The following is a 556-nucleotide window of genomic DNA, read 5'->3' on the forward strand; positions in this document are numbered from 1 at the left end:
TCGAGGAAGTGCCGGCCGCGCTGCTCGACCAGCTTGCGGAGGAAGGCCGTCTCGTCGCCGTTGAAGGGCAGGGCAATTCGGGCGTGGCCAGGCTCTTTTTCAAAGCAGGGGGGGTTGTAACGGGCAGACGCGCGTTTAATGCGGCAATTAAGCCACTACCTGGCTTTGAACGTACCCACGCATTTGAATTCTGAGCGTTTTTGCCTTGCAGTGAACGCGCTGTCGTGATCGCTTGCATTTGAACAATCGTTGCTGATCGCATAACCATGTATTCTCGGGGGCAGTCAGCGGGGGAACGATAGAAGCGCGGCGCCGGCTGCTCATGGATGAGCGACTGTCGTGGCGCGGTTCCCATGCAAACGAATGAGGGATATTACGTGCCGTCCGTACGCAAGACTGTTCTAGCCGCCATCCTGGTTTCCGCGACAGCGCTTTCGCCGCTGGCCGCCTCGGCGGAAACCATCACCGGCGCGCTTGCCAAGGCCTACCAGAACAATTCGCAGCTGAATTCCGCCCGCGCCGGTGTGCGCGTCACCGACGAGGGCGTGGCCATCGC

General features: G+C 60.6%; 2 pseudogenes. Both read left to right on the forward strand.

Annotated features, from left to right (window positions below):
- Positions 1-194: pseudogene (locus tag EOA29_RS39440) on the forward strand (protein-L-isoaspartate O-methyltransferase); the annotation flags it as partial.
- 183 nt (positions 195-377) lie between these two features.
- Positions 378-556 (forward strand): annotated as a pseudogene (locus tag EOA29_RS39445) (transporter); the annotation flags it as partial.

It is taken from the genome of Mesorhizobium sp. M1E.F.Ca.ET.063.01.1.1 (genome assembly GCF_003998155.1).
In the GTDB taxonomy this organism is placed as follows: domain Bacteria; phylum Pseudomonadota; class Alphaproteobacteria; order Rhizobiales; family Rhizobiaceae; genus Mesorhizobium.